Annotated in this window: 16 protein-coding genes; 8 read left to right on the forward strand and 8 right to left on the reverse strand. The window is 36.6% G+C overall.

All coding sequences use genetic code 11. From position 1 onward, the window contains the following. Window positions 1–142 precede the first annotated feature (142 nt). From AAGF08_RS12240 to ileS, 4 genes are all read right to left on the reverse strand, one after another. On the reverse strand, window positions 143–1,489 hold the full coding sequence (locus tag AAGF08_RS12240) for a PhoH family protein (RefSeq protein WP_343511469.1): 1,347 nt from the start codon (window positions 1,487–1,489) through the stop codon (window positions 143–145). Between the two features lie 185 nt (window positions 1,490–1,674). Continuing rightward, window positions 1,675–4,599: an SNF2-related protein gene (locus AAGF08_RS12245; protein WP_343511470.1), complete on the reverse strand. Its 2,925-nt coding sequence runs from the start codon at window positions 4,597–4,599 to the stop codon at window positions 1,675–1,677. A 201-nt stretch (window positions 4,600–4,800) separates the two neighbouring features. Continuing rightward, on the reverse strand, window positions 4,801–5,466 hold the full coding sequence (locus AAGF08_RS12250) for a lipoprotein signal peptidase (protein ID WP_343511471.1): 666 nt from the start codon (window positions 5,464–5,466) through the stop codon (window positions 4,801–4,803). A 16-nt stretch (window positions 5,467–5,482) separates the two neighbouring features. Beyond that, window positions 5,483–8,857 carry an isoleucine--tRNA ligase gene (ileS, locus tag AAGF08_RS12255; RefSeq protein ID WP_343511544.1) on the reverse strand — a complete coding sequence of 1,125 codons (3,375 nt, stop codon included), beginning with the start codon at window positions 8,855–8,857 and terminating at the stop codon, window positions 5,483–5,485. 402 nt (window positions 8,858–9,259) lie between these two features. On the opposite strand from ileS, the gene AAGF08_RS12260 reads away from it, so the two are divergent. Continuing rightward, window positions 9,260–10,294 (forward strand): glycoside hydrolase family 43 protein, encoded by a 1,035-nt coding sequence (locus tag AAGF08_RS12260; RefSeq protein ID WP_343511472.1) that lies wholly within the window; start codon window positions 9,260–9,262, stop codon window positions 10,292–10,294. A gap of 273 nt (window positions 10,295–10,567) precedes the next feature. On the opposite strand, the gene AAGF08_RS12265 is transcribed toward AAGF08_RS12260, so the two are convergent. Continuing rightward, window positions 10,568–11,812 (reverse strand): M28 family peptidase, encoded by a 1,245-nt coding sequence (locus AAGF08_RS12265; RefSeq protein WP_343511473.1) that lies wholly within the window; start codon window positions 11,810–11,812, stop codon window positions 10,568–10,570. A 68-nt stretch (window positions 11,813–11,880) separates the two neighbouring features. Here AAGF08_RS12265 and AAGF08_RS12270 point away from each other — a divergent pair, with 68 nt between their 5' ends. Together AAGF08_RS12270 and AAGF08_RS12275 are read left to right on the forward strand one after the other, a co-directional pair. Beyond that, complete coding sequence (locus AAGF08_RS12270) at window positions 11,881–12,990, forward strand: hypothetical protein (protein ID WP_343511475.1); 1,110 nt, start codon at window positions 11,881–11,883, stop codon at window positions 12,988–12,990. A gap of 234 nt (window positions 12,991–13,224) precedes the next feature. Further along, the gene (locus AAGF08_RS12275) at window positions 13,225–13,467 is read left to right on the forward strand and encodes a hypothetical protein (RefSeq protein WP_343511476.1); all 243 of its coding nucleotides are present in this window, start codon (window positions 13,225–13,227) and stop codon (window positions 13,465–13,467) included. 36 nt (window positions 13,468–13,503) lie between these two features. On the opposite strand, the gene AAGF08_RS12280 is transcribed toward AAGF08_RS12275, so the two are convergent. Next, a complete protein-coding gene (locus tag AAGF08_RS12280; protein WP_343511477.1) occupies window positions 13,504–14,895 on the reverse strand; it encodes a transglutaminase-like domain-containing protein in 1,392 nt (463 codons plus the stop codon). A 425-nt stretch (window positions 14,896–15,320) separates the two neighbouring features. Between AAGF08_RS12280 and AAGF08_RS12285 the strand changes: the two genes are divergently transcribed. The 3 genes from AAGF08_RS12285 to AAGF08_RS12295 all read left to right on the forward strand — a co-directional run bounded on the left by AAGF08_RS12285 (window position 15,321) and on the right by AAGF08_RS12295 (window position 17,292). Further along, the gene (locus tag AAGF08_RS12285) at window positions 15,321–15,542 is read left to right on the forward strand and encodes a hypothetical protein (protein ID WP_343511479.1); all 222 of its coding nucleotides are present in this window, start codon (window positions 15,321–15,323) and stop codon (window positions 15,540–15,542) included. Window positions 15,543–15,804: 262 nt separating this feature from the next. Then, window positions 15,805–16,158 (forward strand): hypothetical protein, encoded by a 354-nt coding sequence (locus AAGF08_RS12290; protein ID WP_343511480.1) that lies wholly within the window; start codon window positions 15,805–15,807, stop codon window positions 16,156–16,158. A 207-nt stretch (window positions 16,159–16,365) separates the two neighbouring features. Continuing rightward, window positions 16,366–17,292, forward strand: coding sequence for a mechanosensitive ion channel family protein (locus AAGF08_RS12295; protein WP_343511481.1), 927 nt, complete (start codon window positions 16,366–16,368; stop codon window positions 17,290–17,292). 128 nt (window positions 17,293–17,420) lie between these two features. Here AAGF08_RS12295 and AAGF08_RS12300 read toward each other — a convergent pair whose 3' ends face one another. Next, entirely contained in the window at window positions 17,421–18,464 is a 1,044-nt protein-coding gene (locus AAGF08_RS12300) for a type IX secretion system membrane protein PorP/SprF (RefSeq protein WP_343511482.1), read from the reverse strand. Between the two features lie 232 nt (window positions 18,465–18,696). Continuing rightward, on the reverse strand, window positions 18,697–19,929 hold the full coding sequence (lysA, locus tag AAGF08_RS12305) for a diaminopimelate decarboxylase (protein WP_343511483.1): 1,233 nt from the start codon (window positions 19,927–19,929) through the stop codon (window positions 18,697–18,699). Between the two features lie 201 nt (window positions 19,930–20,130). On the opposite strand from lysA, the gene AAGF08_RS12310 reads away from it, so the two are divergent. Both AAGF08_RS12310 and AAGF08_RS12315 read left to right on the forward strand, forming a co-directional pair. Further along, a complete protein-coding gene (locus AAGF08_RS12310; RefSeq protein WP_343511484.1) occupies window positions 20,131–21,846 on the forward strand; it encodes a HAMP domain-containing sensor histidine kinase in 1,716 nt (571 codons plus the stop codon). Further along, entirely contained in the window at window positions 21,843–22,538 is a 696-nt protein-coding gene (locus AAGF08_RS12315; RefSeq protein ID WP_343511485.1) for a response regulator transcription factor, read from the forward strand. The genes AAGF08_RS12310 and AAGF08_RS12315 overlap by 4 nt, the downstream gene beginning before the upstream one ends. Window positions 22,539–22,553: the final 15 nt, after the last annotated feature.

Consider the following 22,553-nt stretch of genomic DNA (forward strand, 5'->3'; position numbering starts at 1 on the left):
ACAAAAAATACCAATTATCAGAGCATATTAGAGGTTACAAAAAAATTCAATTTTTTGCCGATTTAACAAAATTTTATTTTTTAAAACAAAAAAAGATGCTTCCATTACAGAAACATCTTTTTTCCTTAAATAGAGTTAATGCTTAAAGCAGCTCATTTGCAAGATTAGCCAATTCAGACCTTTCCCCTTTTTCTAATTTGATATGCGCATACAATGGGTGATCTTTTACCCGGTCAATTAAATATGAAAGTCCATTAGATTGAGAATCCAAATAAGGAGTATCAATCTGGAACACGTCCCCTGTAAATACGATTTTGGTATTTTCTCCAGCTCTTGAAATAATCGTTTTAATTTCATGTGGAGTCAGGTTTTGCGCCTCATCGACTATAAAGAAAATATTGGACAAAGAACGTCCTCGGATGTATGCCAATGGCTGAATAACCAATTTTTCCTGATTTACTAATTCGGTGATCTTTTGAAATTCTTTATCCGTGTCTTTGTACTGATTCTGAATAAATTTCAAATTGTCCCAAAGTGGTTCCATATAAGGATTCAACTTTGATTTTATATCTCCAGGCAAATATCCAATGTCCTTATTACTTAAAGGCACTATCGGTCTTGCTAGAAAAATCTGTTTGTAATCCCTTCTTTGTTCCAATGCCCCAGCCAAAGCTAATAATGTCTTCCCTGTACCTGCCACCCCTTGAATAGAAACCAATCTAATTCTAGGGTTTGTAATTGCATCTAAGGCGAAGGTTTGCTCTGCATTTTTAGGCTTAATATTATAAGCTAACTTCTTATCAACCCTTTCTAAAATATTTTCTTCAGGATTGAAATAAGCCAACACGGAATTTTTGTCACTTTTCAGAATATAATAAGCATTCGCTTTTCGCTTTCTTGTACCTAGAACTGTTTTTGCCTCGATATAACCTATTTCATAAAGCTTATTTATCGCTTCAGGATCTACATTTTCAAGTACATATTTCCCGGTATTCTCAAGTTCAGATATATTCTTGATTTTACCAGTTTCATAATCCTCAGCTAAAAGCTCTAGGGACTTAGCCTTTAAGCGAAGATTTATATCCTTACTTACAAGAATAACCTTACGATTTTTCTCATGTTGTTTTAGATATAATGCAGCATTTAGGATTTTATGATCATTCTTTTCCTCTCCAAAAATTTCATTGGCGTTAATGTGATTTTCAGGATTCATCAGAACTCTAAAGCTTCCTTTGGTCTTCCCATTGAGAGGAGTCCAATTATGAATCATTTGATCCTTAGATAATTTATCCAAAAGCCGAATAAACTCCCTCGCCTCAAAATTCTTGGTATCATTGCCTTTCTTGAACTGGTCAAGTTCCTCCAAAACTGTGATCGGAATGACCACATCGTGTTCGGCAAAATTCATTATTGAGTTATGTGCATAAAGGATTACTGAAGTATCCAGCACAAAGATTTTCCGATCTTTCTCGGCTTTTGCTCTTGGCATGTGTACGGTAGGTTGTAATGGTACTGAGTAGGTTTAATTTAGATAAATAATGTCTGTATTCTTGCGATTTTTACAATTAATTATCCTTAAAAAAAATTAAAAAAAACCTATTTATTTGACTATCAAGCCAATAATAAAGGGCGACAAATAATTTAATCATCCTCTTTTACTTAGATTTTTAGAATTTAATTTAACAATGCTGCTATATCTTCTTGATCCAGACTTTTCATAAAGCTTTCCTCTGTACTTATCAATTCTCCTGCTAGGGCAAGTTTCCTGTTTTGGAGTGCCATAATCTTCTCTTCTACAGAATTTCTGCTTATAAATTTATAGATAATCACCTTATTCTCTTGCCCGATTCTGTGTGCCCGATCTATCGCCTGAGCTTCTACAGCAGGGTTCCACCAAGGGTCTAGAAGGAATACATATTCCGCTTTGGTCAAATTCAATCCCACCCCTCCTGCTTTTAAGGAAATAAGGAAGACCTTTATTTCATCCTTTTCCTGAAAGGCTTCAACTTGGCCCTGACGGTCTTTTGTCGACCCATCTAGATACGAAAACGGGATTTTTTCTTTGATTAAGTACTCTTTTACAATTGAAAGATGTCTAACAAATTGACTAAAAACCAACACTTTGTGCCCCTCCGAAATGGTAGATTGAAGCATGTAAGTGATATCTTCTAACTTACCAGATTCCCCATCATAATCATCTCTGACTAATTTGGGATGATTCGCAATTTGTCTTAGCTGTGTCAGTCCTCTTAGTAGGGTAAACTGCTGGGAGTTTCTTCCAGTAGCTTTGATATCAGAAATTATTTTTTCTCTATAATAACTCTTGACTTCCTCGTAAACTTTTTCTTGCTCGGTTGTCATTGCGGAGTATTTCACATTCGTGATTTTTTCCGGAAGATCTGTCGCTACTTGGGATTTAAGTCTCCGTAAAATGAAAGGCTTAATCATAGAATGGAGCTTAGTCGCTTTATTCTTATCATTTTGCTTTTCAATTGGCAATAAAAACTGTTTTTTAAATGAATTTTGTGTTCCTAATAATCCAGGATTTACAAAGTTCATCTGGGACCAAAGATCCATCGTACCATTCTCTACTGGCGTACCTGTTAATATCAGGCGTTGTTTACTTTTTAATTGATTGACAGCTGCAGCGATATTACTACCAGGGTTTTTAATTGCTTGTGATTCATCTAATATCACATAGTTGAAAAAGAAGCTTTTTAGAATTTCAATATCTAATCTGATGATACCATAGGAAGTTAGGACCAAATCATAATCGCTAAACCTCCAAGGATCTTTTATTCGATTGGTTCCAGTATAAACTAGGATTTTCAAATCAGGTGTAAACTTTCTTGCTTCCAACTCCCAATTGTAAATCAGGGATGTTGGCATGACCAATAACGAAGTTTGTCCTTGATTAACCTCCGCCTCATGTGCCAGCAAGGCCAGCGTTTGGACGGTCTTACCCAATCCCATATCATCCGCTAAACAACCACCAAACTTAAATTCATTTAAAAATCTGAGCCAATTATATCCTGCGTGCTGATAGGGTCTTAAAGTACCGGCAAACTTATTTGGAACCTCATAGTCTTCTATTGAATCAAAATCCCGCAACTGTTCAAGTTTTCTGCTCAAAGTCAATTGAACAAGGTTTCCAGATTCCAAAGTCTTCGCCAAAGCCAAGTGATGTTTACGCATCATTAGCTGGCCTGTATTTCCTTTGTCCTCCAAGAAAGAGAACAACTCGGAATAGTTGACAAACCAAGAGGCTGGAATAACTGCAAACTCTCCATTCGGAAGCTCAAACTCAGTTTTGCCCTGCACCAATAATTTTCGAAGCTTCGCAAAAGGCACAATATAAATCCCAAACTTTATTTGAGCATTTACATCAAACCAGTCAATATTTTCTTGCACTTCAATGGAAATCTGAGCCCTTCCAATATGGTATATTTTACCTTTTGAACTTTCTTTTTGCTCAAACTTAAACCCTTCAATCTCTAGTCTGTCCAAATGCTCACTGATCCAATCAAAGGCAGTCGTCTTGCTCATGGCACATTTTCCATGAACAAAAGTCAGCTCCCTATCGGCCAGGTAATTTATTATTGCTTTTTCCTTTTCCTTGCTTCTAATTACCTTATGAAAAATATAATGCTCTCCATTTTCTTCCAACCTCACTGAGTTATTGATCGATTCGGCCGAATCAAAAACATAGTCCCCATATTTATATTTTAATGAAAAGACCACTTGGTCCTCATTTGAATTTTCGATTCCCTCTCCAAAAAGATTTTGCCCAGAATTGGCAGGCAAATCAGTAATACAAAGAACGGGTTCCGGACTTCCCCTTTCGACTTTGATATCAAAACCTTGTGCATACACGTCAAATACGGACAGAAGCTGAGTAATAAACTTTCTATAATATTCTCGTTCAAAACGCTTATCAATGACTATGAATTTCTTTTTTAAGAAAGGCTTAAGTTTATTTCCATCGATCCCTTTTTCAAAACTAAATAGCATCTGGTTCACTACTAACCAAGCAGGATTATGGCAAACTAGATAACCATTTTTGTACTGCCAGTCTAGTTTTGCCCCTTTATATTTAATGGTCGGAAAATAATGTGTGTTTTCTTCATTTTTTCTAAAATGAAATAGTACCGTAGCTTTTTGATCTGTCACTTCTATTTCTTTCCAAATTGGGTTCCCATCATTCCCCATTTCAAAAAGTCTTTTCCCTTTTAGAAGAGGAAAAATCTTTGCTCTGGTAGTCTCCAGATTATCTTCAATCAGCTTTTGCATGGCCTCATTTCCGCCATTCTCATCATAAATCTTACGGAGGTATTCCTTTGCCTTAAGATTGCGTTTATTGTACTTTTTTACCACAGCATCTTGCTGCATATTATCCATGAGCTTTATTAATTCAAAATCAGCCTTATCCAATTTTGAGGAAAACTCGTGTGCATTAACATAACTTATATTTTGATGAGCTAAAGAAAGCCTCCCTTGCTCATCCAACTGAATCACAAATGAATCGAGTATTAGACCAAGGTATTCATGACTAAAAAGCGAGTAAATTATTTCAAATGGCTTTTCTGGATCAACTATCATATGTGAGATCTAAGAATAAAAGTACGGTCAATTATCAAAACTCGAATTCAATAAAAGCGACCAAAAATGAGTTAAAGGTTACATTTTGTTTTAAATGCAGCTTGAAAATTACATAAAAATTGATCACAAACGATGAAAAGGACCCATTTTTTAAGAAAAGTTGAAAAAAAGTAAAAAAATAAATTAAACGATTTTAGGGTTTCAACTTTGTTTAATATCACTCTCTTCACTAGTTTCTACTTTAGAATCTGGGTTTTCAACAGCAGGGATCTCAGATTTTTTCTCGCTATGCTCAGGGAAAAATCTCCCTTGGAAAATCAATATAATTGCCACTCCAATGAAAATGGAAGCATCCGCCACATTAAAGATCGGCCATAGAGCAGTATAATCTCCGCCCCAAATGGGAACCCACTCAGGAATGTAACCTTCCCAAATATCGAAATAAAACATGTCGACCACCTGTCCGTGAAACCAAGGAGATGGAGCATTATAAGGTGCATTGTTTAGCCAAACACCATAAAAAATAGAGTCTACTAGGTTTCCTATGGCTCCTCCAAGAATCATAGCAATACATACTATAAAAACAGGATGGCTCTTGTTTGATATAATGTGATATAAATAATAACCAATACCGGCCATTGCAACTAGACGAAAGGAAGTCAATATCAGTTTACCATATTCAGACCCTATTTCCATCCCAAAAGCCATTCCCGGATTAGTAGTATAATGAAGCTTAAACCAATCCCCAAAAATTGGAATCTGCCCAGGCGAACCAAAGTCCATTTCAAAATGGACTAGCATTTTTACTGCCTGATCTATCAAAATCACAAGTAACGAGATGCCAAAATATTTAACGTATTTATTCATTCTTTTCTTTTTGACCTCAGGCCTTTTCCACTTTTACAGCAATTTCAAAATCATCCATCTCCAAAGTTATTCCATCTTTGAGTTCATCTACCAAGGATATTTCCAAAGCTTGTGTTTCCGTTTGGATATATTGACCAAAACTTTCCACTGATGCATTGACAAGGTTTAGGGAGGAATCAATTGAAATATTAATTTTATCCTGAACCTCTAGGCCCATGTCTTTTCTCAGATTTTGTATTCTGTTCACTAAATCTCTAGCCACTCCTTCTTGTTTCAATTCATCTGAAATTGTTACATCCAAAGCTACCGTAACTCCAAGATCAGAAGCAACTGACCAACCAGGAATATCCTGAGAACTGATCAATACTTCTTCCAGCAGTAACTCAAGAGCTTCTCCCTCTACATCTATTGAAATCTTCCCTTCACCTTCGATCGTAGCAATTTCTTTTTGCCCCCAAGAATTAATTGCTGCAACAACAAACCTCATCTTTGGTCCTAACTTTTTACCTAAAATCGGCAAGTTAGGTTTAACACTTTTTACAAGAATTCCAGATGCATCATCGATAAATTCAATTTCCTTGATATTCACCTCTGATTTAATCAGTTCCTCCAAATGCTGAATTTGACTCTTTGTTTTTTCTTTTAAAACAGGAATTAAAATTCGTTGTAAAGGCTGACGTACTTTTACTTTCTCCTTCTTTCTTAAAGAGTGAACCAAGGAAGATATTGTTTGAGCCAATTCCATGCTCTCTTCAAGATCTTTGTTAATTAAAGAACTCTCCGCTTTCATCCAATTGGTCAAATGGATGGATTCTTTTGCTTCCTTACTTGACTCGGTCAGATTTTGATACATCCAGTCAGAATAGAAAGGCGAGAAAGAGGACATTAATTGAGTAAGAGTAAGCAGACACTCATACAAAGTCTCATATGCAGCTTGCTTATCTGAGTTCATTTCACCTCTCCAAAATCTTTTTCTAGCCAATCTTACATACCAATTTGACAATTGATCTACTGTAAAGCTCATGATCGCTCGAGTCGCTTTAGTTGCATCATAATTATCCATGGCCTCCTCCACTTCTTCAATCAATGATTGAAGTTTAGAAATAATCCATTGATCCAACTCCGCTCGATCATCGGTTAGAACTGCTTTGGATTTATCGTAAATAAACTCATCCAAATTCGCATATAGGGCGAAAAAGTTATAAGTATTTTGAAGTGTTCCGAAAAATCTTCTTTGCACTTCAGCAACTCCATCAAGATTGAATTTTAGATTATCCCAAGGGTTTGCGTTACTGAGCATATACCAGCGAACGGCATCAGGCCCGTATTCTTTTAAAGTCTTGAAAGGATCAATGGCATTGCCTAAGCGCTTGGACATTTTATTCCCATTTTTATCAAGGACTAAACCATTGGCAATTACATTTTTGAAAGCCACGCTATCAAATAACATCACCGCAATAGCATGAAGGGTAAAGAACCATCCTCTCGTTTGATCTACTCCTTCGGCTATATAATCTGCAGGATAATTGGCCTTGAAAATATCTTGATTCTCAAATGGGAAATGCCACTGAGCATATGGCATAGCTCCAGAATCAAACCAAACATCGATCAAGTCTGGTTCACGGAACATTTTTTCTCCTTTTTCAGAAACCAAGATCACATCATCCACATAAGGTCTATGAAGATCCAATTCTTTCCCTTCATAAGGTGACTTATTCATGAAGCCTTTAGCTACCGATTTTTCAATCTCAGCTTGAAGTTCAGCGATAGAACCAATACATTTCTCCTCTTTACCGTCTTCTGTTTTCCAGATTGGTAGAGGCGTACCCCAGAACCTTGATCTGCTCAGGTTCCAATCAACCAGATTTTCCAACCAGTTTCCAAAACGTCCAGTTCCAGTTGCTTCCGGTTTCCAATTGATGGTCTTATTCAATTCTACCAGTCGGTCTTTGTATGCTGTTGTTTTGATAAACCAGCTTTCTAAAGGATAATACAGAACTGGTTTATCTGTTCGCCAGCAATGAGGGTAACTATGCTCATATTTCTCTACTTTGAAGGCTTTATTTTCATTCTTCAAAATGATGGAAATGATGACATCCGTATTTTTAAAATCGGCCGCACTCTCATCATCTTCTGTATAATTCTTAACATAGAAATCATTTACTCCATACTCTTTATGAGCTGTGATTCCATGCTCTTTCATTTTAGCAAGAAGATATTCACCGACTACAGGAATGAACTTTCCTTGTCTGTCCACCACAGGAATTTCATTCCCTTGCTCATCTTTAATAAAAATGCCAGGTACATTATTTTGCACCAAAGTCCTAAAGTCATCCGCACCAAAAGCTTTTGCCAAATGTACGATTCCAGTACCATCCTCAGTAGTTACATAATCTCCTGAAACTACCGTGAAAGCAGGACTTGGAAGAGCTAAAGCTTCGATAGGGAAAAGCTGCTCATACTCCCAGCCAAGCATGTCCTTTCCTTTGAACTCTTCGATGATTTCAAAAGGAATCAATTTATCTCCAGCCTTGTAATCTCCGATTTCCAGATCCTTTGCTTTTGGATTGAGATAGGCATTTATCCTAGCCTTTGCCAAAATCACATTGCAAGGCTCGTAGGTGTATGGATTGAAAGTTTTCACTTTTACGTAATCCAAATTTTCTCCAATAGCCAAAGCTGAATTAGAAGGCAACGTCCAAGGAGTAGTCGTCCAGGCTAAGATATAGGTGTTATTCTGACCCTTTAATTTAAACTGGGCAGTGATGGATGTATCCTTAACATCCTTGTAGGTTCCTGGCTGATTCAGTTCATGCGAACTCAAACCGGTTCCTGCAGCAGGGGAAAATGGTTGAATGGTGTAACCTTTATAAAGAAGTCCTTTATCGTAAAATTTCTTTAGTAGAAACCAAAGCGTCTCAATATAATTCGAGTCAAAAGTGATATAAGGATCATCCAGATCAACCCAATAGCCGATCTTTTCCGTCAAATCATCCCATTCATTTTTGAATCGCATGACAGTTTCCTTACATTTCTTATTGTATTCCTCTACAGAAATCTTCTTACCGATATCTTCTTTAGTGATCCCCAATTCTTTTTCTACCTGCAGTTCTACAGGAAGACCATGGGTGTCCCATCCCCCTTTTCTTTTTACTTGGTAGCCTTGCAAAGTTTTATACCGGCAAAAGATATCTTTTAGCGTTCTGGCCATCACATGGTGGATACCAGGAGTACCATTTGCCGAAGGTGGTCCCTCAAAAAATGTAAAAGTTTCGGCTCCCTCACGGTTAGCGATGGATTTTTCGAAAATCTGGTTGTCTTTCCAATACTGAAGTACATTCTCCCCTATAGCAGGGTAGTCAACTTGTTTAAACTCTTTATATGTTTTCACAATATCCTTTCTTGTAGGCAAGTAGGTGATTTGATTCTGATTAGTGCTTTTTAGAATTTGACTCCAAATAACCTGAGAGTCTAAAACTGCAAAGAAAACCCTAAGGTTTCCATGCTCCTCAAAAGCAGGCACAAAGATAGTAGAAATCCCCCTTTTTGGGAGGGTGAATCGTAAAAAATGGAGATTCTGTAATTTTATGTTTTATATATAGCAGTCTTAATTTTATCTAGACGATCTGAATTACAAAAATTATTTGGCTACCAATAGTTAACTAAATGAGCCAAATAGACGATATAAAGCTCAATCTAAGAAAATCTTTTTTTATCAGCACTTTTACACCAGACGCATCTTCATTTGATTAGTGCTGCTTAAATTTCGATTCAATTGACTTCAATTAGTATTATGAAACTTAGCTTTTATTTATTTACAGGTTCTTTGGCTTTAGCTTTTGCCTGCTCTTCTCCAAAAACAACTGAAGAATCAGAAACCCCAGAACTTTCAGGTAATCCAATTGTAGATGGCTGGTATGCCGACCCAGAAGGGATTGTATTTGGAGACGAATATTGGGTCTACCCTACTTTTTCGGCAGGATATACTGACCAATTACACTTTGACGCTTTCTCTTCTAAAGACTTGGTAACCTGGAAAAAACATGAAAATATCCTAGACACCGCAGCGATCAAATGGGCAAGACAAGCCATGTGGGCTCCAGCAGCCATTGAAAAAGACGGACAATATTACCTTTTCTTCTCTGCAAATGACATCCAACGACCAAGTCGTCCAGGCTGGGATCCAAATAATGACATTAACCACTACGGTGGATTGGGAGTTGCGGTGGCAGACTCACCGGGAGGACCTTTCAAAGATCATCTAGGTAAGCCATTACTTTCGGAATTTTACAATGATGCACAGCCAATAGACCAGTTTGTATTCAAGGACACGGATGGAACTTATTACATGCTTTATGGTGGTTGGAGCCATTGTAACATTGGAAAGCTCAATGCCGGCTTTACGGGTTTTGAACCTTGGGAAGATGGAGAATTATTTCATGAAATCACTCCGGAAGGTTATGTAGAAGGACCTTTTGTATTTATCAGAAAAGGAAAATATTACTTTATGTGGTCAGAAGGCGGCTGGACAAATGACAGCTACAAAGTAGCCTACGCCATGTCAGATAATATCAATGGCCCTTGGGAAAGAATCGGAACTATTCTGGAATCCGACACAACCGTAGCAACTGGTGCTGGTCATAATTCCGCTTTCCAAAAGCCTAGAACTGATGATTGGTATATGGTATATCACAGAAGACCGATTCCAAATGAAGGAAGAGACCATCGGGTTACATGTATCGATGTGATGGAATTTAATGAAGATGGAACGATCAAGCCAATCAAAATGACATTCGAAGGGGTGGCAGCTAATCCAATAATGGAATAAAAACTAGATAAAAAGCACAATAATCAATCCAGTTGTTTTATACGCAACTGGATTTTTTCCTTTTTACTGTTTAAGTATTTTATATTTAAACTATTTATTATTATAACGTAACTGCATTTTTCAAAAATATGCCATTATCATTTAGATATCAGCTCTATTTTAAATCAAGATTAGTTTACTCTTATATCATAAATGGTTTAAAAGAAGCAGCTTGGCTCAAATCTTTTTTTGATTAATATGAAGCTGGCCAAACATGCAAAAGCAATACTAAGATTAGAAAACAATCTTCGCTTCAATTTTTTGACCATCCCGCTCAAAAGAAACTGTTGTCTCATCTCCCTTTTTGAAAGCACTTAATGCATTCATATAGCTCATCATATCCACAATTGTTGAATCCCCCAACTGTACCACAATATCTCCCTTCATCATCCCGGCTGCTTCAGCAGGCTTATCGACCGAAACACCATCAATCCTCATACCTTTCCCATCATAGAGATAATCGGGAATCACACCAAGAGAAACCGTAAATCTAGGAGAATCACCAGTACTGTCTTTAGTTTTGGTGAAAGCTAATTTTGGTTCCGAATCCAACTGATCAACTAATCGATCAATATATTTTACAACTAGAAGCAACCCATCATAATTAATCAATTCCGAATCATCGGAGGGTTTATGATAATCTTCATGTTGACCAGTAAAAAAATGTAGAACTGGCAAATCCTGTAAATAGAAAGAGGTATGATCTGATGGTCCAACACCCGATTCTGAAGTTACAATTTTTAAGCTATCCGAATTCACCTGATCAAATACAGGATTAAATGAAGGGCTGGTCCCTACCCCATTTATAGCGAGTGTTTTTTCTTCATTCATTCTTCCCACCATATCCATATTGATCATAAAATTCACAGTCGAAAGATCAATCGTTGGGTTCTTCACAAAATAGTTTGAGCCCCAAAGACCATTTTCTTCGCCTGAGAATGCGATCAGAAGGAAATTAGAATTATGTTTTTCATGCTTTAAAATTTTTGCCAAAGCAAGCAAAGCTGCTGTGCCACTTGCATTATCATCAGCTCCATTATGAATTGCCGAATCTCCTCTATGCAGGGAGCCGCTTCCCCCCATTCCCAAATGGTCAAAATGAGCTCCAATCACAATGGTATTTTCTGATTGATTATCAATAAACCCAACAACATTTCTTCCTGTAATTCCTTCTCCATCCGTACCGATTACTGCCTCTTCATGTGGATTGGTAGGCTTCGATACAGTAAATGGTTGAAAGAAACCTTCCGTTCCCTTTGGATCCAAACCAATTTTTTGGAATTGATCAGCTAAATAATCTGCAGCTTTTACCTCTCCTTCCGAACCAATTGCCCGGCCTCCTAACTCATCCGCTGCCAAATACGAAACATCTTTTTCCAATCCATTTTTTAATTGTGTGTCAGTTGGAGTCTGATCACAACCAAAAGTAAGGAGTGATCCTAATAGAATAACGAGCGTATATCTGGCTTTTTCTTTCATGCTTTTTGAATATTTACGGCAAAGATAATAATCATTATCTTCGCCCTGCTATTAAAAATTTTAATCCTATGAAACAATTATTTGTTGCTTTGGTGCTGTTGAGTTTTGCTTGCAACCAAAAAACCGAGGTACAAATCGAGAATGAAACCGAGGTTCATTCAGCTTCTGACTCTCTTTTACTTACCACGGAAGAGATGAAATATTTGAAAAACATCAAACAGCTGACTTTTGGTGGTAATAATGCCGAGGCTTATTGGTCATTTGATGACAGTATGTTGGTTTTTCAATCTGATTATTCTGAATGGGGTGTTGAATGTGATCAGATTTTTTATACCAATTGGAGGGAAGATGATCTAAAAAACAATCATCCAAAACGGCTCAGTACGGGCTTGGGGAGAACTACCTGTTCTTACTTTCTTCCTGATAATAAAACCATTGTTTATGGATCAACTCATTTAGGAGGAGACAATTGTCCTCCAGTTCCAGAGGATAGAACCGATGGTAAATATGTTTGGCCAATCTATGAAAGCTTCGATATTTTCACAGCAGATATGGAAGGGAATATCCTATCTCAATTAACAGACGAACCTGGCTATGATGCGGAAGCTACTGTTTCCCCAAAAGGAGATAGAATTGTTTTTACTTCTATTAGATCCGGTGACTTAGAACTCTACACTATGAATCTTGACGGTTCGGATGTAAAACAAATCACGTCAGATCTTGGCTATGACGGCGGCGCATTTTTCTCCCCTGACGGAAGCAAGATCATTTGGAGGGCTTCCAGGCCATCTTCTGAGGAGGAAATAAAAGAATATAAGGATCTATTGTCTGAAGGATTAGTAATGCCAACAAGCATGGAACTATACGTTGCCAATGCTGATGGGTCAAATGTGAAAAAACTCACTGATCTGGGAAAGGCAAACTGGGCTCCATTCTTTCATCCTTCTGGTGAAAAAATAATTTTTGCTTCAAACCATCAAACTGAAAGAGGGTATCCGTTCAATTTATTTATGATAAATCTTGATGGAACAGGATTGACAAGGATAACCCATGACGGCACATTTGATGCATTTCCGGTTTTCTCAAATGATGGGAAATACTTAGTGTTTTCTTCGAATAGAAATAATGGAGGAACAAGGGATACCAACCTTTTTGTAGCCGAATGGATTGGTGATTGATTATTAAGTAGAATTGCACTAAGACAGCTCTATCTTCATAGTATCAGAGGACATTCTAACATAATACCTATTCCCATGGCTGACCAAGAATATTTCGGGAAAAAATGAAAATCATTTATAATTGTTACTTCGATTTCAACAAGCCTTGGCATGAAATAAAAATTAAAAAATATTTTATCCGTATATTTCAAATATTAAAAGAATCCCTTTTTATCTACCCAAATACTAGAAAAAATGAAAATCATAAAATCAAATTTCAGAATAGCTTTTATTATCCTTTCAATTTCAGCATTAACTTTCACTTCATGTGGAGGTAAAAAAGATGCTAAAAGTGAAAACCAAACAGAGCAATCAGAAGGTGGTGAGCATCCGTCAGAAGAAGGTGAACATCCGACAAATGAAGAAAGTGAACATCCTACTGAAACTGATAGCACAGAACATCCTTCATCTGGTGAAGAACACCCAACAGATAATTAATTTGAATAAAAAAAAGGGCTCCGTTTGGAGCTCTTTTTATGATTCTATTTTTCGTTGAAACGAAAAACGAGAGTTTACTTTAACTTCTTTTCCATCTATTTCCAGGTATGGGTAGGCCAAAAAATTGATGGCTCCTGCTTTTGGACCCGGATTGATTTTTAGATCTCTCCCACGACTCAACTCTATCCTGTTAGCAGGATGCCTCCCGAAATAGTATGTTGCAAGTGCTGTGTATTTATTCCCTTCACTGATATCTACAGGCCACCATTTTCCATCGGCATAAAATTCGGCCCAACAATGATATCCGTCTATTCCTCCTTCATTTCGATCTGAGGGGATTGAAGCTCCGATTGCAAATCTTGCCGGAATATTTACAGACCGTGCTAAAGAAATAAAGAATGAATGAAACTCAGTACAGTTTCCAGTTTTGGAATCACAGGCATAGTTAGAATCTCCGTTACCATAATTACCAAATTTCATATAGCGCATATTATCGATAATATAATCGTAAAGTACACGCGCCTGTATCAGATGTGAATCATTTATTTTATCACCGATTTCTTCTTTTGCTATCTCCTCAAAACGACCCCCGGTGGGCATAAGCTTAGTAGATGCCAAATAAATAGAGAGATCTGGTTCTGAAGCATTATATGGACCCTTTTCCTTTCTTTTTACAGTATACTTTAAATTGATCTCTTCGCCAGAATTTTCAGGGCCCAGTTCCAAAAACAACAAGGTATTGCCAAAATTCTCTTCTTTAATTTGTTTGGCCCCGTCAGGTATTTCCATGCTTAAAAGCTCGATTTCTTGGAAATCATCAGACTCAGCTAAAGGAATCCACATTTTGGCTGATCCTTCCAGTTGGGGAATTTGAGCAGAATAGTAGAATTCAAACTCATCTCTTCCTTCCACTACTCCAAGCAAATCATTATTGGATTGTTCTAAAGGTAGCTTAAACCAAGTTTTATCCTCCTTGTTTTGCTTCCAAGAATAAAAAGGCTTTCCATTGAATTTATGAACAGACGTAGATGTAACGTACATGGATCCTGGCTCACCTTCCATAAAAAAATCAACGTCATAAACATCTCCGCTCTCATCAACTAAATCCACACAGGCAAAATGACTATTTGGACCAAGATTCGATAAATATTCGGTATGTACTCTTACTAATTTCATTTTTAAATCGTGTTGCTCATCCTTTACAGGGAATACTCCACCATTCTCCTCTGTTTTATCTGCTATAAAAGCCTTAATACCTTCTTCAATTTCCGCAATGCTAATTTTTTTGGTTGGTTTCAGTGATTTCTCATCTTCTAATTGTTTAGACATCGTATCATTTGACTCACTATTAGTGGCAGATTGATTACAACTAAAAGAGAATATTGATCCAATTAGAAAAAGTAGAATGTATTTAATCTTATGTTTCATATTTTCATCCGATTTAAATCAAAGATAATAATCATTAGTGAGCCAAATAAATTCTCGTTCACTTTCAGTTCGCTGGATGCTATATTTTAATTTATTAAACTAAAGCACTATTTCCATTAAACCCTTACATTCAAATAGTTTTATTTCTTTCGCGAGGAAAGTGAATAAAGCTTATACTTAATCAATTGATTGAAAGCGATTGGTTTCTTTTACCAAACTTTAAAAATCAAAATTGAATATTTAATCTATTCCAATCTCGTATGAATGGGAAAAATTAATGTCACGATAGAATTAAATCATATAAAAAGACATCTTCGAGAAAAAAAATAATTGGCAAAGGGGGATTAGCTGTTCTAAGTTCAAAAAAAGCTGCTAGTAATAATGACTTGTGTCCTGTCACTTTTGAAAGACAAATAAAGCCTATCATGCTGGCCCATTGTACACCTTGCCACTTCCCAGGGGGTGAAAAAGATCAACTCGATACTTACGATCGAGTATTATCAAGAATTGATGACATCTTAGATCGAACGCAAAGAGATACTGCTGGAAAGGGCTTCATGCCATTTAAACTTAAGAAACCAGCGCTAAGAGAAGGGGAATTAGCGATATTTTTTAAATGGATGGAAGATGGGATGCTTGAAAAATAATTGCACAATTGAGAGCAAAAATAAAGTAAACTGATCCTATTTGCTTTTGAAATTAATATTATAGATATGGAATCTTTATCTATATTTTAATTCGATATGAAAAGGTTAGGCAAAATATTATAACGGTAATAGTTTTTTGACAGTTATTTATTTCTAATTTTCAGACAAATCACTACATTTCAAAAATTTTCCATTTGGGCTCAAATTTTTGAACTATATAACCCAATGAACTTTATGAATTTAACTCCCTAACCAAAGCTCTATGAAAACACGTTACCTATTACTGATCACAGCATTTGGATTGATCATATATCAATCTTGTACAAGTACAAAAAAGGCGACTACATCCTCACTTTCTGAAGTTACTTATGATAAGGATATTAAGCCAATTATGATTGCAAGCTGCACACCTTGCCACTTCCCTGAGGAAGGAAAGAAAAAATATCTTGACACCTATAATTCAGTAGCTTCAAATATTGATGATATTATTAAAAGAATAAAATTGCCACAGGATAATGAGGACTTCATGCCATTTAAGTTAAAAAAGCCTGCTTTGACGGAAGAGGAGATTGCACTTTTTGAAGAATGGAAAAAGAATGGAATGGCACGGAAATAAAAGCTGATCACCTTAAAATCTTAGACCACTAGATAAAATCTAGTGGTCATTCCTTTTTTAAATTAACGGGATAAATAATTAACAATAGGTGATTCTTTGATATTCTAAACCTATTTGCCTATTTTCTGACCCTCTTTAGCCCAAAATATCTCGGATTTTATTCTTCAATCGTCGATTTAAGACTTTTTATTATTCAATCTTACACCTATGAAAAGATATACCAAGCTAATACTGCCTATCCTCGTTACCCTAACACTAATTATTCTAAAAATTTACTTAAAGGAATATTCTAAAGATTGGGAAGGTATTTTTTCATATCTGCCCCACCTAAATACTGTTCTAATAATTTCGGGTATAGCCTGGTCACTTATTATTCTAATTAAAATATTTAAGATTACTTTTTTGAAGCAATTTGACATTTCAAAGGAGGATAATCTTAAGGCTAGAAAAGTTTATACCCAGATAAATATACTTCAGAAGGTCGCCAATTTTATTATTATAATATTCGGTGTGGGGGTTGTCTTGTTGTCATTTGACTCCATACGGCAGATCGGTGTAGGCTTATTCGCCTCGGCAGGTGTAGCTGGAATTATTATTGGTTTTTCCGCTCAAAAAGCTATCGGAACATTGATAGCAGGTATTCAAATAGCTATAACCCAACCCTTCCGATTGGAAGATGCGGTTGTGGTGGAAGGTGAATGGGGCTGGATAGAGGAAATTAACTTAAACTACATAGTGGTTCGAATTTGGGATTTAAGAAGACTCGTGTTACCGACAACTTATTTCCTTGAAAAACCATTTCAAAACTGGACTCGAACTTCCGCAGACTTATTAGGATCGGTATTTTTATACACCGACTACACGATTCCATTTGATGAACTCCGAAAAGAGTTGGATCGAATCCTAGAAAAAACTGACCTCTGGGATAAAAAAGTAAAGGTATTACAAGTAAGTGATACAAAAGAACATACTGTCGAAACAAGAATCTTAGTCAGTGCAAAAAACTCTCCAACCGCATGGGATTTAAGAGTATATGTAAGAGAAAAGATGATAGAATTTATTCAAAAGAATTACCCAGAATGTCTTCCTAAAACACGGGTGGAAATGGAAAACCCGAACTTTAAAAATTCATAGGCTAAATTATATCTTCTACATTCATCCTAGGTATTCAATTTTAGGTTGACCCTATCCTTTTTTGTTTTCTTAATCATCCCTAGTGAAAAATCCTGGAATTCTTCAATGACAAAACCCCTATGAAGCGTTTAGTATTTGAAACAAGGGATAACTCTTCCTCTTTGATTTCTGCTCTTCTGATCTCCCCATAAAAAGGTATATCGAATTGATATTTCATGAGCTCCACCACTGTTCTTTAATCCCAGTTTGGATGTAGTTACATCATAGGAATACCCTATATCCAAACCGCTTTCTAGCGAAACTCCAACTAACCCAATAATTGCTTCATTATTTGGAAGTGAATTTTTGGTAGGTAATCCTCGATACCAAAGTCCAAGAACCAATGGTTCAAGAAATAACTGAGCCCCTATATCTAACTGGCTAAATGGATCTTGTTGCTTATAATTAAAGGCGAAAGAAATGGATCTTTCAGAATAGGCGTGGGTAAAATAATCTCTTTCTCCATTTCCTAAATCAAACTTAACTCCTCCTTGGGCAGATAGCTTCATGGGAAGTTTTGAAATTTGTCCTTCTACAAAAGATCTGTTTGGCTCAGATAAATGATGAGCGGAAACCCCAAACCAATATTTATCAGAATAAATCATCCCTCCTACTGCATAGTCCATAAAACTATATTTAGAGTCTAGCGGGACTCCGTCGAGTTCATCTGTAATCCCACCAACAGTCCCATTAATGATATCTATCTGACTTCCAAAAACCAAGTCAGAGAAAAAAGCATTTCGCTGCATGTAACTGACTTGGCCTCCTACTCTGAAAAACAAATCTTCACTAATTTGTAATCGATAGGCATAAGACAAGCCAATTTCATTGGTGGAGAGTTGAGCCATACTTTCTTGGCTCCCATTAAAAATCAACCCTATTCCAGAATTATAATCGAAAATATAATGGTCTATGTAGGCTGAATAGGAGTTGAAACTCTGATCCAAACCTGGCCATTGATTTCTGTAATTAATTCCAATTCGGGTAAGTTCACTTGAGCCGGTTAATGCAGGATTTAAATAAAGTGGCGCAGCATAAAATTGAGAATACTGCGTATCCTGAGCATAGATATCCAACTGTACAAAAAATTGTACGATTAAAAACACACATATGCCTAAGGTCTTCCTCAACATAATCTTCATCACGATCCCATTACGGCAAAGTTAAACTAAGTGTAACGGAAAACCGTGAATTTAAATTGAAATGTAGGTTGTGAAACTACTAGGGCTTATGATTGAGGCTTACAATCTTATTGGGTTCCAAACCATCTTGACAAAACACAATTTTAATGCATTTCAAGTGCCAATACTTATGATCGGTGTTCAATAATTATACCAAAGAAGTTTATTATTAAAATAATTCTGGCTAAATATCCAAAATTACCTGATGACGCAAAAGGTCATGAAATTCTTCTCTTTTTCGTATCAAATGAGCTTTTCCTTCCCAAACCAAAACTTCAGCAGGTCTGAGTCTTGAATTATAGTTTGAGGCCATACTAAATCCATATGCACCCGCATTCTTAAACACCAAGAAATCCCCTTTTTTAACTTTTCCAATTTTACGATTCTTGGCCAGCGTATCGGTTTCACAGATATAGCCTACCACATTGTAGGTCTCCTGATCCCCATCGATATTGCTGAGATTATACACATCATGAAAAGCATCGTACATCATAGGTCTTATCAGATGGTTTAAACCCGAATCCACTCCTACGAAAGTAAGCTGTGGCGTATTTTTTACCACATTAGATTCCACAATCAAATAACCTGACTCACTTACCAGAAACTTCCCCGGTTCGATCCAAAGCTCTAATTTTCGCCCATACTTCGTACAAAACTGCTGAAATGCCTCTGATACAATCCGACCAACTTCATGGACATCTGTGGAAGGATCACCCTCTTTGTAAGTCACTTTGAAACCACCACCGAAATCCAGAAATCTGAGATCCGGGAAATTCGTAGCAGCCTCAAACAACACATTTCCACCTTTCAGGAAAATCTCAGCATCTAAAATATCAGATCCAGTATGGATATGAAGACCTACAATCTTCAAATCAAATTTTTTCACAATCACTAAGATATCGGTCAGCTGCTCTATCGAAATCCCAAACTTGCTTTGAACATGACCCACAGAAATCTTTTCATTTCCACCAGCCATAATATGGGGATTGATCCGAATACAAGCAGGGATAGAATTTCCATAGGCAGCTCCAAAATCCTCCATTAAGGAAATACTGTCTAGGTTTACCATGACTCCTAATTCCACCGCTTCCTGCACTTCCCGGAAGTTCACCCCGCTTGGAGTATACATGATTTCAGCAGCAGAAAAACCAGCCTCCATGCATATCTTAATTTCTTCAATCGAAACTGCATCAACCTCTGCTCCAGCTCTTTTTACCAGTTTCAATATATTGACATTGGTAAGAGCTTTTGTAGCGTATTTTATTTTTAAGGGAACCTCTGAAAATGCCTGTTTCAGTGTTTCAATTTGGGATATTATTTTCTCCCCGTCATAAACATAGACAGGCGTACCGAATTTTCTAGAAATAGACTCCAAGGAAACTCCCTGAATAGAAATAGGATTTTGAGATACTGGCATGTGCTTAAATTTGCGATCAAAGATAGCCAAATAACAAAAAAAGGAGGCATAAGCCCCCTTAAATGTAATTAAGAAATCATGCCTTAAAGAACGGAATCAAATTTCAATTTGTTTACACAAGAGCGAACCCATTCTTAATGATTACCAGTTAAATATTGTTAAGCAATTTATCGCGCTTTATAATCAGGCTAAATTTGTATAATGTCTAAAGGAAACATAATTCTTATCATTGTTTTGATGTCCCTGGCCAGCTTTGGCTTAATGGGCTTTCAATACTATTGGGTTAGAAATGCCGTCCGGATAAATAGAGAACGTTTTGATCAAAACGTTTACATGGCTTTATCAGGGACGGTAGAACAACTGGAAAAAGGGGAAACTTCTGATGTTTTATTAAGCTCATTAATGAAAGACCCTGTTTTACAAGAATCCTTATTTGAAAAAATTGAACCCATTACTTTTCAGGTGCAGCAAAGATCAGTGTATAGGAGTCGCCCCTCCATAGTTGATACGATGCTAACAGATAAAGCTCCTGAAGTAAGTCCTACCTTTCGAAGAATATTGGAGTCCAGAGGTTTTGATATGAGTGCGTTGAAGGAATTGGAAATGTTTTTTGCCTACATGACGCCTGAGCTTGCCTCAAGTTTATTCACACCGGATGAAATGGCCATTCTTTTAGAAGAGAAGGAAAGACAATTAAGCTACCTCAGCAAAGTAGAATCTGCTCCAAACAGGCCAAATAGGATGGTAACTCCAGTTCCTGAAGTAATGACAGAAATAAATATTACAGATGATATTCTAGATAAAATCAGGAGAGCAAATTTAAAAATCGATATGGTGGAAAGGACTTGGAATGAATTAGCAGCAGGTCAAAAAGCTATCCTAGATCGACTTGATACCCTTCAGGTAAGAGAACTACTCGGGAATCATTTATTAGAAAGAGGAATTGAAGAATCTTTTGAATTAGGACTGATGAAAGATAATGGGGAAGTTTTGCCTTTGGGTCCGGTTACTGATCAAAAAACTTTACTTCAGGATGGGATTAAGGCTAAATTGTTCCCCAATGATATTTTAGGCAAAGAAAATTTCCTCTATATCTTTTTCCCGGAAAAAAACTATCATGTTATTAAACAGGTTTGGGCACCTATCTCCAGTTCGATCGTCTTTATCGGAGTCATTATTTTTTGTTTTATATACGCCATTAAAGTAATCATTAGGCAAAAAGCGCTATCTGATACCAAAAATGATTTTATCAACAATATGACCCATGAGTTCAAAACTCCGTTAGCAACAGTAAGTCTTGCAGTGGAAGCGCTACAAGATCCTGAACTATCCACTCAGGATAAATTCAGGAACCGGTACTTGGGGATTATTAAAGATGAAAACAAAAGATTGACAGCACAAGTAGAAAAGGTTTTACAAGCTGCCGCACTGGATAAACAGGACTTCAAATTAAAGATTGAACCATTGAATCTAAGTGAATTATTGGAATCAAATATGCAGCATATCAGCCTTCAGGTTGAAAATAAAGGGGGTACCCTCGAATTCAGGGATAGGCTTAAAAACCCAACTATTGAAGGGGATGCATTTCATCTGACACATATTTTCAATAATATGTTGGACAATGCGCTCAAGTACACTCCAAATGCCCCTAAAATTAAAGTAGAGGCCTTTGAAGATTATGATCATTTCATAATTAAAATTCAGGATAATGGCATTGGGATGACTAAAGATGCCCAAAAGAAGATTTTTGATAAATTTTATAGAGTCCCCACAGGAAACGTTCACGATGTGAAAGGTTTTGGATTGGGATTATCATATGTAAAAACCATGCTTGAAGCACATCAAGGAGGCATTCAAGTGGAAAGTGAAGTTGGAAAAGGAACCACGTTCACCATAAACTTACCCAAAAAGCAATGAGCAAAGCGAAACTACTAGTCGTCGAAGACGATACAAACTTGGGAGATATTCTCCAAGAATATCTAGAAATGAAAGGCTATGAACCCACTCTCTGTAGAGATGGTGAGGAGGGCTGGAACAAATTCAAAAAGGATAAATATGACCTATGTCTCTTGGATATTATGATGCCCAAAAAAGACGGTTTTACCTTAGCCAAAGAAATAAAGAAAGTCCAGGAGGATTTGCCAGTTCTATTTTTGACAGCAAAGAATCAAAAGGATGACATTATTGAAGGACTTAAAATAGGCGCTGATGATTATATTACCAAGCCTTTCAGTATGGAAGAACTGCTGCTTAGAGTAACAGCAATTTTAAGAAGAACACAAAAAAGCACAGAAATCAGCCCTTTAAAAATCTACAATTTTGGTGATTTTGTCCTTCACTATGATGAACAATACCTAGAAGGTCCAAAGGGAAAGCATAAGCTTACTTCAAAAGAGAATGAGTTGATTCGGCTTTTGGCTTCTGAAATCAATAAGCTTGTAAATCGAAGCCATGCATTAAAACAAATTTGGGGAGATGATAGCTACTTCAATGCGAGAAGTATGGACGTTTATTTAAGTAAGATCCGAAAACTACTGAAAGACGATCCTAAAGTTCAAATCATTACCGTACATGGTGAAGGATTTAAACTGATTGTCAGTGAAGAATAAAACAAAAGCGGAGAT

It is taken from the genome of Algoriphagus sp. SE2, from assembly GCF_039563885.1.
GTDB lineage: Bacteria > Bacteroidota > Bacteroidia > Cytophagales > Cyclobacteriaceae > Algoriphagus.